Origin of the sequence: Roseibium polysiphoniae, assembly GCF_014842925.1 — a bacterium.
GTDB lineage: Bacteria > Pseudomonadota > Alphaproteobacteria > Rhizobiales > Stappiaceae > Roseibium > Roseibium polysiphoniae.
The window spans coordinates 1-12,214 of the sequence record NZ_JACYXJ010000004.1; the positions used below are offsets into that span (position 1 = coordinate 1).

At 58.1% G+C, this 12,214-nt stretch carries 9 protein-coding genes; 4 read left to right on the plus strand and 5 right to left on the minus strand.

Features of this window, described 5'->3' with window-relative positions:
• Nucleotides 1–1,064 precede the first annotated feature (1,064 nt).
• From IG617_RS10280 to IG617_RS10295, 4 genes are all read left to right on the plus strand, one after another.
• Nucleotides 1,065–2,102: a substrate-binding domain-containing protein gene (locus IG617_RS10280; protein WP_192109161.1), complete on the plus strand. Its 1,038-nt coding sequence runs from the start codon at nucleotides 1,065–1,067 to the stop codon at nucleotides 2,100–2,102.
• Between the two features lie 87 nt (nucleotides 2,103–2,189).
• Nucleotides 2,190–3,566, plus strand: coding sequence for a phosphate ABC transporter permease subunit PstC (gene pstC / locus IG617_RS10285; RefSeq protein WP_192109162.1), 1,377 nt, complete (start codon nucleotides 2,190–2,192; stop codon nucleotides 3,564–3,566).
• 8 nt (nucleotides 3,567–3,574) lie between these two features.
• Nucleotides 3,575–4,873 carry a phosphate ABC transporter permease PstA gene (pstA, locus tag IG617_RS10290; protein ID WP_192109163.1) on the plus strand — a complete coding sequence of 433 codons (1,299 nt, stop codon included), beginning with the start codon at nucleotides 3,575–3,577 and terminating at the stop codon, nucleotides 4,871–4,873.
• Between the two features lie 110 nt (nucleotides 4,874–4,983).
• A complete protein-coding gene (locus tag IG617_RS10295) occupies nucleotides 4,984–5,835 on the plus strand; it encodes an arsenate reductase/protein-tyrosine-phosphatase family protein (RefSeq protein WP_192109164.1) in 852 nt (283 codons plus the stop codon).
• A 101-nt stretch (nucleotides 5,836–5,936) separates the two neighbouring features.
• Here the strand turns inward: IG617_RS10295 and phnE (IG617_RS10300) are convergent, their stop codons facing one another.
• The 5 genes from phnE (IG617_RS10300) to IG617_RS10320 form a co-directional block, all read right to left on the minus strand.
• Nucleotides 5,937–6,746, minus strand: a complete 810-nt coding sequence (phnE, locus tag IG617_RS10300) for a phosphonate ABC transporter, permease protein PhnE (protein WP_192109165.1) — start codon at nucleotides 6,744–6,746, stop codon at nucleotides 5,937–5,939.
• On the minus strand, nucleotides 6,743–7,543 hold the full coding sequence (gene phnE / locus IG617_RS10305) for a phosphonate ABC transporter, permease protein PhnE (RefSeq protein ID WP_192109166.1): 801 nt from the start codon (nucleotides 7,541–7,543) through the stop codon (nucleotides 6,743–6,745). Before phnE (IG617_RS10305) ends, phnE (IG617_RS10300) begins: the two co-directional genes overlap by 4 nt.
• Nucleotides 7,540–8,361, minus strand: a complete 822-nt coding sequence (gene phnC, locus IG617_RS10310; protein ID WP_192109167.1) for a phosphonate ABC transporter ATP-binding protein — start codon at nucleotides 8,359–8,361, stop codon at nucleotides 7,540–7,542. The genes phnE (IG617_RS10305) and phnC overlap by 4 nt, the downstream gene beginning before the upstream one ends.
• A gap of 66 nt (nucleotides 8,362–8,427) precedes the next feature.
• Nucleotides 8,428–9,375 carry a phosphate/phosphite/phosphonate ABC transporter substrate-binding protein gene (gene phnD / locus IG617_RS10315; RefSeq protein ID WP_192109168.1) on the minus strand — a complete coding sequence of 316 codons (948 nt, stop codon included), beginning with the start codon at nucleotides 9,373–9,375 and terminating at the stop codon, nucleotides 8,428–8,430.
• A gap of 363 nt (nucleotides 9,376–9,738) precedes the next feature.
• On the minus strand, nucleotides 9,739–12,207 hold the full coding sequence (locus tag IG617_RS10320) for an arsenate reductase (azurin) large subunit (protein WP_192109169.1): 2,469 nt from the start codon (nucleotides 12,205–12,207) through the stop codon (nucleotides 9,739–9,741).
• Nucleotides 12,208–12,214: the final 7 nt, after the last annotated feature.

The window sequence follows — 12,214 nt, forward strand, 5'->3', positions numbered from 1 at the left end:
CGTGCCCGGTCGCGGATTTTGACATGACCGGGCCCCATCAAGGAGGGCAAATCCTGACCACGCAACCAAATCAGCAAAAAACCCCCGATCGGAAATCCGACGGGGGTTTTCTTGCGTTGGGGAGAGGGGAGAGAAGGGGAGGGGGGCTTTGACGCTGGCAGAAGCAGCGTGGCTCGAACCTTAACAAGAGCTCTTCTATCGACTGAACTCTCAAAAACGTCCGCTAGATGAAGCATGAAGAGCTGTGATCAGACAGATTTTGGATTCGCTCGGAGCCTGCAGGATCCTTTCGATCAGTGATCCAGCCTCTTCGGCCGCTTCAGAATTCGCATGTCCCAAGCTCAGAGCCTCGATGAAGGGGAAACGAATAGCCAAGTCTCCTCTCGTTGTTTGGAGAGTTGATCAGTCTGTCTGTTGTATACGAAGCGTCCGGCGGCCGAAGCTTTAGCTTTCTGTCGTCCTTCTCGATGGGGCTGGTTGCGTACCTATGGCTATTGAACCCGATTAAACAGTTCTGGCGGATCGTCCTGTGTCTCCAATCTTCGAAGAAGAAGGCGAGCAGGCCGTGCATTCGGTTTATGTTTGAATAGTGCCGGGGTTACGTCCGTCGCGTGGGCTCTGCACGAGCGCGGCCTGATGAAGGATCGTCAGGTCCTCAGACTGGGTGTCTTGCCGCGCATCCCGTCGGCAGCGCTTCGGGGCCAACGCGGCATGGGTTTGAAACGCGCTTTTATTCCAATACTTCATCATCAGATACATCATCGGTTTGACCAACAAATGGTGACCGGAAATCTGTCTAACCCCAATTAGTGGTTTATGAATTTTTGATGAAACTATGCCCAGGCGAGTGTTCTGCCGTTGCAAAAATCAAATATTTAAATATCCATGAATTCTCGTTTTAATAGTTCAATCGTTGAAAACGGCAGCAGTTAATGCCGCTCAGGTTGAAGCTGGACGAAGCGGAAAACCGCTTTCCGCCTCGTGTCATCCTTCAAGACTGACGACCGTGTCTTGCCGAGCGATCAGGTTCGTGCGGCAGATCTAGAAATCATCCAGGAGCTCTCATGGTTTATGGAAAACTTGCCATTACCGCGCTGATGATCGCCACGGCGACATCCGCTTTGGCGCAATCTCGTGACCAGATCCGAATTGTCGGATCGTCGACCGTATTCCCCTACACGCAGGCTGTCGCCGAGCAGTTCGCCAACGCGACAGGAGCCCCGTCCCCGATCGTCGAATCCACGGGCACCGGCGGCGGCATGCAGATCTTTTGCGCCGGCATCGGCGAGCAGCACCCAGATCTCACCGGTGCTTCCCGCGCAATGAAGCCTTCGGAATATGAGCTCTGCAAGGACAATGGGGTCGACGACGTTTCTGAAGCTCTCATTGGCTACGACGGTCTTTCTCTCGCGATTTCGCGGGCAAACGACAACGACTGGGACCTGACGTCGGCGGAAGTCTACCTGGCGCTGGCCGCCGCAGTGCCCGTAGACGGCGAGTGGTCCGCAAACCCCTACACAAAGTGGAACCAGATCAACTCCGATCTTCCGGCTGTCGACATCCTCGCCTATGGCCCGCCACCGACCTCCGGAACCCGCGATGCCTTCGTTGAACTGGCGATGCATGCCGGCTGCGAGGAGCTGGACTTTGTCAAGGACGGCGGCTTCGACGGCGACTGGGTTGAGGAAAACTGCTCGCGCATGCGCACCGACGGTCCCTTCGTCGAGGCAGGCGAGAACGACAACCTGATCGTTCAGCGCCTGAACGCAGACGCCAACGCCGTCGGAATCTTCGGCTATTCGTTCCTCTATGAAAATCTTGATACCCTCAAGGCTGTTAAGGTCGGTGGCGTCGAGCCGAGCGAAACCACGATCGGTGACTTTTCCTATCCGGTTTCTCGTCCGCTCTACTTCTATACGAAGAATGCACATCGCGGCGTGATCCCGAACTTCAACGAGTTTATCGAAGAGTACATGTCCGAAGATGCTCTTGCGCCGGGCGGTTACCTTTCCGAACGCGGACTTGTTCCGCTTTCAGAAGAAAAGCGTGCTGAACTTCAGAAAACGGTTCTCGACGGAGAACCCATGAGCGCGCCGGAATAAGCCTAAACTCCGGCCGTTCGGGCTGTCCGGGCGGCCACTCCCTTTCACCTGTTGGTCGCAGGTGATCAATGACGCCCGGACAGCTCCATGACAACTCTCACATTTGCGATCCTCCTGATTGTATCGTGCTCAGGATATCTCCTGAACAGACGCGCTGCGCGCTCGCTCCTCGACGGTGGACAGAGGCTGCATTCAATACCGCAGTTTCACGGTCTTTATTCCGGACTGACCATTCTGGTCCCGGTGCTGACACTGGTTCTCTTGTGGCTGGTCCTCCAGGGTCCGCTTACCGACTGGATCGTAATGGCCGCATTGCCGACTATCGACGTCGGCGAGTTGAGTTCAGGGGCGCGCCAACTGCTGCTTGCCGAGATCAAGTCGATCGCTGGTGGACGCATGTTCGGCACGCCCGCCGATTGGAAGATCGCAGCCGCCGACCGGCTGGTTTTCTACCGGAACGCAGCGTCACTTCTGCTGCTTCTTGCGACGCTCTTATCGACGCTGATCCTACTGATGCGTGCGCGCGGCAAGGTTACTTCCGAGTTTCGCGCACGGCAGGGTTCGGAAAAGATCATTCACGGCCTGCTCGTCTTTTGTTCGACGGTCGCGATCTTCACCACGATTGGTATCATTTTCGCCCTGCTGTTTGAAACGATCAAATTCTTTCGGCTCGTTCCTGTGACAGATTTCCTGTTCGGCCTGAACTGGGAACCCCAGATACCGATCAGAGAAGACCAGATCGCGGCAGCCGGGGCTTTCGGTTGGTTGCCGGTCCTGCTGGGAACGTTGGTGATCACGGTCCTGGCGCTCTTCATTGCGGTTCCTGTCGGCCTTGTCTCTGCCGTATACCTGAACGAATTCGCACCACGCAATTTGCGCAAGATTGCCAAGCCACTTCTTGAAATCCTCGCTGGAGTACCAACCGTCGTCTACGGCTTCTTTGCCGTTCTTGTCGTGGCTCCAGCCATCCGGGGCGCCGGTCAGGCAATTGGCCTGCCCGTATCACCAAACACGGCGATGGCAGCCGGGGGCGTCATGGGCATCATGCTGATTCCGTTCATTTCCTCCTTCGCGGACGACGCGATGTCGGCGGTACCACGCGCCTTGCGGGACGGAGCTCTTGCACTTGGGGCCACGCGGGCGGAAATGATGATGAATATCGTATTTCCCGCCGCCATTCCGGGGATCGCGGGTGGAGTTCTGCTCGCTGTCAGCCGAGCTATTGGCGAAACCATGATCGTCGTCATGGCGGCAGGACTTATCGCCTCTCTTACAATCAATCCGCTCGACAGCGTCACGACAATCACGGTGCAAATCGTCACGCTGCTGATTGGCGACACGTCCTTCGACAATCCTAAAACGCTGGCTGCTTTCGCATTGGGCATGATGCTGTTCCTGGTCACGCTCGGGATCAACATCTTTGCAATCAGGATCGTTCGCAAATACCGCGAAGCCTACGACTGAGGTAAGACATGGATGCTTCCGCAATAAAGTCCGAAACCGTGATCACGAGCAGCTCTGTCAAGATTACGAGCTCACTCAAGAAGCGACACGGCAAGCAGCTTCGCCTGCAGATCTATGGCATCGCCGCACTAGGCTTCGCCGGAATGATGCTCTCCATTCTCGTGGGGTCCATTGCGAGCAGCGGATATCAGGCTTTCGTACAGACCCACCTTGAACTGGAGGTCTATGTCGATCCGGCCGAGATTCCGGCCGAGAAGCTTCCGCGAGGAGGGTTCGATGACGTCCTGGTAAAGAGCCTCGCATCGCACTTTCCGAATGTGGATGTCTCGAACAGGGCGGAGATGCGCAAGCTCGGCAGCATTCTGTCGAACGGAGCCCAATTCGACCTCAGGGACCGCATTGTCGCCAATCCCGATCTGATCGGCGCCACGATTTCGATGACCGTGCCGGTGGCTGATCCGTATGACCAGCTTGCCAAGGGGGAAATCAGGAGAGACACGCCGGAGAACCAGCGCAAGATCAGCGACGTACAGATCGCCTGGTTCGACAAGCTTGAGCAGGATGGACTCATAAGCACGCCGTTCAATTGGGCTTTGTTCACCAGTGCCGACAGCCGCTTTCCCGAGCTCGCGGGTCTAAGAGGTGCGATCGTGGGATCATTCTGGGCGCTGTTGGTCTGTTTTGTCATCTCCTTTCCCCTCGGTATCGGAGCTGCCATCTACCTCGAGGAGTTTGCTCCGAAAAACCGGACGAGCGACCTGATCGAGATCAACATCAATAATCTGGCGGCTGTGCCGTCGGTCGTGTTCGGTCTGCTGGCGCTTGCGGTGTTTATCGGCTGGTTTGGCCTTCCCCGGTCCGCGCCACTTGTCGGCGGCATGACGCTTGCCCTGATGACAATGCCGACGATCATCATCGCCACCCGTGCAGCGCTGAAAGCTGTTCCTCCATCGATCCGGGAGGCAGCGCTCGGCATAGGCGCCTCTCGCCAGCAGGTTGTGTTCGATCATGTGTTGCCGCTGGCGTTGCCCGGGATCCTAACCGGCACGATCATCGGTCTCGCTCAGGCTTTGGGTGAAACGGCGCCTTTGCTGCTCATCGGCATGAACGCTTTCATCACCTCCGCTGCTGGATCTCCGCTGGAAAGTGCAACGGCGCTGCCGACACAGATCTTTATATGGGCAGACAGTCCCGAACGTGGCTTCGTAAGCCGCACCTCGGCCGCAATCCTGGTGCTGCTCGGTTTTCTTATTCTGATGAACGGGATAGCGATTTTTCTGAGAAACAGGTTCGAACGCGATTGGTAGTACGGGTGCAGATGCGGCGTTTCGCCATTCAGGCACTGGCACGGGCCAGCTAGATCGTGTATCGGTTTGCTCTGTCTGTGCCAGCTGATGCCATAATGATGAAAACACCCATGAATGACGGTTACGTCGCTGCCCTCGTTGCGCTTGGTCACCAAGGCCGTCTTTCGGTTTTTCGACTGTTGGTGCGGCGGGTTCCCGATTGGGTGCCGGCCGGGGAACTTGCTGAAGCCCTTTCACTAAAGCCGAGTACGCTGTCGGTCTACGTGTCGATTCTCGTGCGCTGCGGGCTTATCCAGTCCCGCCGCGAAGGCCGTTCGATCCTCTATGCCGTTGATCTGGACAGTGTCGGCGATCTTTTGGGTTTCCTGGTGGACGATTGTTGCCGGGGCCGGCCTGAAGTGCTCGCGCCGGTCAAAGCCTCCCGGGAAACCGAGATGCAAACCGGTCAGGCTGGCGGCAAGGTGTTCAACGTCCTGTTTGTCTGCTCCGGCAACTCGGCACGTTCGATTTTTGCAGAGGCGATCCTTGAAAAGGAGGGCAAGGGCCACTTCAATGCCTTCTCCGCAGGAACGCTGCCGGCCTCGGAAGTGAACCCAATGGCAATCTCCACGCTGCAATCCCAAGGCTACGACACATCGGCACTGAGGCCAAAGAACGTTGACGAATTCGTGCACCGCAAGTCGCTCGAACTGGATTTCGTCTTCACGGTTTGCGACCATGCCGCGAATGTCGACTGTCCTCCGCTGCCGGGACAACCGGTGACGGCACATTGGGGAATGCCCGATCCCGTTCGTGTTGAAGGAACGGTTGCCGAAAAGGCGCTTGCGTTTCAGCAGGCTTTCGGATCCCTGCGCAAACGGCTTGCCACCTTCATATCGTTGCCTTTTGCCACGCTGGACCGCATTTCCCTGCAATCGCGGTTGGACGACATCGGCCGCGAAGCGGCAGAGGTCGCGGTCTGAGGCTGTACCAAAGTGACTGTTGGCAACGGCGGCGTTCGTCGACGGGGTGCCATCGATAGGGAATCCAATGCGCGTGAGTTGGCTCACACGCACGGAGGGTTTCAAATGATGGCCTTGCGCACCTTGGCCGAAATCCATTCCGAGACGACCACCGTCGCCAGGATCACCAGCAGGATCATGGTGACCTGCGGCCACGCCAGGACATTGAGGGAGGATTGCAGTTTCAGTCCGAGACCGCCTGCGCCCACCAATCCCAGAATTGCGCTTTCGCGAATGTTGATATCCCAACGGAAGACCGAAATGCCCCAGAAGGCCGGCAGCACCTGCGGAACGATGGCGTAGTCGAGCACCTGCGCCCGGCCGGCTCCGGTGGCCGTGACGGCCTCGACAGGCCCCCTGTCGACCTCCTCGATGGCTTCGTAGAGCAGTTTTCCGATGAAGCCGACCGAGCGCAGGCCGATGGCGATCACGCCTGCCAGCAGCCCCGGTCCCATGATAGCCACCAGCAGAAGCGCCCAGATCAGCGAGTTGATCGACCGGCTGGCCACGATCAGGAACAGTGCTGCGGGCCTAAGCATCAGGGTCGAGGGTGTGGTGTTGCGCGCGGCCAGGAAAGCCACCGGCACAGCCAGCACGACACCGAGCATCGTTCCGAGGGTTGCCATGTTGAGCGTGTCCCAAAGCGGCCAGAGCAATTCGGGCAGATAGGACAAACGCGGCGGCCACATCCGGCTGCCGATATCGGCGGCCTGCCTGGGAGCGTCGGTGACGAAGAAGCAGATCGTGTCACGGGTCATGATCTGCCAGCACCAGACGGTGAGTGCCACCAGCCCCAGCCAGGCGAGCCAGATCGTCAGTCCCTGGCGCTGTGTGTGGCGGCGCCAGGTGTCACGATAAACTGCGTCGGTCATTGAAGAAACTTCCGGATGTAGCTGGAGCCGTATTCTGTCACCATCACGAGGGCGATGATGAGCAGCAGGATGGCACCGGCGCTGTCGTACTCGTAGCGGTCGATCGCGGTGTTGAGCGTGGCTCCGATGCCGCCGGCACCGACGATGCCGATGACCGCGCTTTCCCTGAAATTGATATCGAGCCGGTAGAGCGAAAGGCCGATCAGCCGCGGCATGACTTGCGGCTGGATGGCGTAGTTGATCATTTGCAGCCAGGAGGCACCTGTCGCCCGGATGGCCTCGGCCTGAGCTTCGTCGATGTCCTCGATGTCCTCGGCAAGCAGCTTGGACAGAAATCCTATGGTGGCGAAGCTCAGGGTCAGAAAACCGGCGAAGGGGCCGAAACCAAACATGGCGACAAAGAAGATCGCGATGATGATCTCCTGAAGCGCGCGGCTTACGGCGATGATCGACCGGCAAATAAGATAAACTGCACGTGGCGCGATGTTGCGCGCCGCGCCAATCCCGATCGGGACCGACAAGAGAAACCCGGCAACGGTCGAGGTCAGCGTCATCGTCAGGCTTTCGACAAGACCTTTCGAGATATCAGTCCATCTGCTCGTGAAGTCGGGTTGCAGAAAGCCTCCGATGAAGCGCAGACCACGTTCCCAGCCATCAACCATCCTTGCCCAGTTGGGGTCGAGCGTGGCCAGTGCCAGGACCAGCCAGACGGCGAAGCCGGCCTGAAGCCCGATCCGCCAGCCGCGATGGGTAAAAATCTGTGGCGGGCGTTTCCAGGTCGTTGGATAGGGCCTCATGCGCCGATCCGCTCAAGTTGCGCGATACCATCCGCTTCGGCGGCCATGTCCTCTTCCACGCCACGGCGCATGGCGTGCCAGTCCTCGGCGCCGTAAATCTCTGAAAGCGCGTCTTCCGTCAGATCGGAGGGCGCTCCGTCGAACACGACCTGTCCCGCCCGCAAGCCGACAATGCGCTGCATGAACTGCTGGGCCAGGGGCACATCATGAATATTGACGATCGCCGGCAGGTCTCGTTCCGCGCAGATCCCGGTCAGCAGCCGCATGATCTGTCGGCTGGTCTTCGGGTCGAGGCTCGCTGTGGGTTCGTCTACCAGCAGCAGTTCGGGCTCCTGCGCGAGTGCGCGGGCGATGCCCACTCTTTGCCGCTGCCCGCCCGACAGGGCGTCGGCGCGCTTGTCAGCGTGATCCAGTAGCCCGACCCGGTCCAGCAAATGATAGGCCCGGCTGACATCGTCCGAGCTGTAGTGGCGTGTGAAACTCGTCCAGAAACCGACATACCCGAGCCGTCCCGAGAGGACATTTTCCATCACGGTCAGCCGTTCAACCAGGGCATATTCCTGAAAGATCATGCCAATCCGCCGGCGCATGGCGCGCAGATCCCGGTGTCCGAGCCCCGTGACCGCCCGCCCGGACAGGCTGATCGATCCGGATGTCGGCTCGACCAGGCGGTTGATGCAGCGAATCAAGGTTGACTTACCGGCGCCGGAAGGTCCGATGAGACCTACGATCTGCCCTTTTGGAACAGAGATGGTGACATTGTCGAGCGCCTTGTCCCCGGTCTTGTAAGTCTTTTTGAGGGAAATCAGTTCGAGCATGGTGGCTCCAGGAAAATGAAGGCACGGGCAGGGATGGCCGCCCGTGCACAGGAGAGTGGGGAACGATTACTGGCAGGCGTAGGAAACGCCATTGGCCTCATCGATCTGCCGGATTACGGACCAGTTGTCCTTGAAGGTGATCGGAATGAACTTCGCTTCTCCCGACTTGGAGAATTCGGCTTCGAGAGTGGAGCCTTCCCACTTGAAGGTTGCAAACGCTTCCTTGATCTTGTCCTGAAGCTCCGGCGTGAGGTCATGAGCGACGCCATATCCGGTGGTCGGGAAGGTCTGCGAGGTGTAGATGATCTTCACCTGATCGTCGGAAATCACTTCGCGGGCGATCATCCGCTTGCGAACGGAGTTTGCGATGGCTCCAGCCGGGTAATCCTTGTTGGCAACACCAAGGATGGTGTTGTCGTGCTTGCCGGAGAATGCTGCCTCGAAATCCTCACCGGCTTCCATGCCGTATTCAGCTTTCAGGATCGCCGACGGTGCCTTGAAACCTGAATTCGAAGTTTCGGACGAGAATGCTAGCGTCTTGCCCTTGATGTCCTCGACCTTTTCGATGCCGGCGCCCGGATAGGTGATGATCTCCATTTCGTAACCGAACGAACCGTCTTCCTTGGCCATCATGGTGAAAGGACGGAAACCGGCACAGGCGACGGCCAGAGGATTCGAACCGGTGTTGAAACCGGCAACGTGGAGACGTCCGGCGCGCATGGCCTCGATCTGGGCTGCGTTGGAATCGACGGGGAAGAACTGAACTTTCTTTCCGGTGACGGTTTCCATATGAACCAGGAAGTCCTTCCATGCCTCTGCATAGACGGCTGGGTCTTCAACCGGTGTATAGGCGAAGATCAAGACTGACGGATCCTTCAGCTCGCTCGCATCGGTCGGAATGTCTGCGATCAGGTCGCCATCGGCATCGGTGTATCGGCTATCCAGTTGGAAATCGGCAAGGGCTGGCGTTGCCAGGGCGAGCAGGGCGGTCGCCGCGAGTAGATTGCGAAGCATCAAATAGTTCTCCTGGTGAATATTCAGCTTTGTCCAGTCACCTCTGCCAATCGATCGATTGGCGCCCGAATGATGGCTGGCATTTGGATGACCACGCGAAATGGTCTCTAGTCGGTCGCATTTCCTTGCTCATCCAACCTGCATGACAACGCGGCCGCGGTTCATTCCGCCCGGCTGTCAGATTTATTAATCAATAATTCATGAATAATTAAAATATATAGCTTTTGCAATCGCCTTGAGCCCGCGAAGACCTTGTTTCATAAAAGTTTCATAAACTTACCTGGACGAACGCCGGTTCTGGTGAAGCGAAGGGCAGGGAGCCGGGCCGTGGCCCGACTCCCCTGATCGTTTTCATGTTTCAATTCAAACCGAGGTGAATTCCTTCGACTTGAAAGACAAGTGCCTGACTGAGGCGGGCGCGTCGGAGATTTTCCGAATGTTCGCCCACGTCTGCTTGTAGTTGGGCAGGATCAGTTCATTCACACCGGCGTTGATGACATTGCCCTGGGTGCCGCTCGGGGCACCGAATAGCATGAAGGTTTCCTTCCTGCGCGCAGTCGGGGTTGGATAGGCCATCGCCTGTGTGGCGCCGACGTCGTTATAGACCTCGACCAGGTCACCCGAACTGAGCCCGAGCTCGGCCATGTCGTCGGGATTGATCTCGATGAACGGGAATGGAAAACGGTCCGACACGAAGTCGTTGTCCTTGTCGAGGAACCAGTTCTGCCAATTGATGTTGGCACGGCCATTGTTGATGAGGAAGGTAAAGCTGTCGCGTTGTGATGCCTTTCCTGCAGCCTCCAGGCCCCGCCAGGCACCGGCGCAGAACAGTGCCTTTTTGTCCTCACGGCCATGGCGATCGAAGTTGCCGTCGGCATAAAGCCGCTTTGTTCCGATCAGCTTGCCATCCTCGTAGCCGACGACGGGTTCCTGAACACCGTCATTGCCCATGGCGCGCAGACGCTCATAGGTGACTTCCGGGTTGCCTGCGTTGAAGCCGTCCATGAAGGCATCTTCTTCGCTGGCCCAGTCGTACCCCTGGAACTGATCGGCATAGTCATCACGGCCGTCTTCACGCAATATCCTTTCCAGGTGCTGTGCCAGGCCGGCAGCAATCAGACAGTCCGGCATCGCCGAACCTGGACCGTCCATGTACTTTTCGACGAGCCGCAGACGGCGTTCGCCGTTCATGGAGGTCAGGTTCATCTCACCCGATTCGACCGCTGGCAGGATCACATGTGCTGCCTGCCCGATCTGGCTCTGGATGATGTCGACATTGACGGAGAAGATACCACCGGCTTCGATCGCACCGACGATCGCGTCGACAAGCCCCTCTCGGGTCGCGCCGGCCCTGGCGTCCATGGCTTCCTTCACCATGTTGGTGCGCCTGTTGTAGACCTTTTTGAACTCCGAGGCGTTCAGCGTGGTCTTGTAGTGATCATTCGCCCAGATGTGGTGGACCTTACCGTGCCCCGCGATGATCAACTGATCAATATAGGGAGCGGGGCGGCCGACATGGGCGTCTGACGGGCGGTAGTAGCCTTCCTGGTGTCCGCCAAGACGGCACACACCACCACCTTCGCGGCCGATATTACCGGTCGCCAGCGCAATGTTTACCAGCGCCCCGACGGTTCGGTAATTATCATTGCCCCAGATGATTCCCTTTTCGTAGGCCGTCACGCATTTGCGGCGCGATCCATCATCATGGGGCTTGGCAATCCATTCAGCAGCCTTGACGATATCGGCTTCCGGCACGCCGCAAATCTGCGCGCCTTCGGCGAGCGACATCTGGCACTCCTGGCGAGCAAACTCGAAACTGCCAAGTGCTGCCGGAAAGGCCTCGTTCTGCTCCACCGCAACATCGCCCTGGAAGGTTGAGGCGGAGATGAAATCGCTATCGACCCAACCTTGGTCGGCGATGTAGGTGAAGAGCGTGTTGAACAGCGCCAGGTCAGTACCGGACTTGATCGGCAGTTGAAGCACATTGTCCGTGCCGGCCTCAACCTCGCAGGCGTTCACCGTCACCGTGCGTCTCGGATCGACAATGATTACCCTGGCGCCGGACCGCATTCCTGGAACCATGTGGTTCAGGAACAGGTTCGACTGGGTTTCCAGCGGATTGGCGCCGATCAGGAACATCGTGTCGGTGAGACCGTAGTCCTCATAGGCGTAATTCAATTCGCCGATGCCCATGTCGCGGGTGGAATGGACCTCCGAATTATACGCCGGACGATTGTGGATGCGGCAGTTCTTCACCTTCATCGACTGGAAATAGAGCTTTCCGGTCCCCCAGGTGTTCTCGTAGCCCCCAGCTGAACCGCCATGATCGAACATGGAAACGAACAGGTCGTCCTCGTTCTCCTTGTCGATCACTCTCGCGGTGACGCGGGCGACCAGATCCAACGCGTCGTCCCAGCTTGTCGGTTGCCATGTGCCGTAACGCCAGACCATGGGCTGCTCGAGGCGCTGTTGCTGCGTTCCGGTCTTGTCGGAACGGCGGTTCTCCGCCATGCGCGCGCCGCGCACCGAACCGAGACCGGAATTTACCACGCAATCTGCGTCCGGCTTGATAACGAGGTGTACATCCTTGCCGTCCTGTTTGACGACATTGTACATCGACGGCGCGTACCAAGCCTCGGATTCGGCATATTGCTGCTCCGAAAGATCAACGCCGAAGGCGTTCTGATCGGGATCGGTGCCGCCCTGCTTGTTCATCGGCCAAGTGTAGGCATGGTAGCCGCAGCCGACGATGCAGTAGTGACACGTGACATTATGTTTCTTCGCATCCGCCGGAATGATCGGCAGGCGGTCAATCTGTCTCTTGTAAGCCATGTGATCC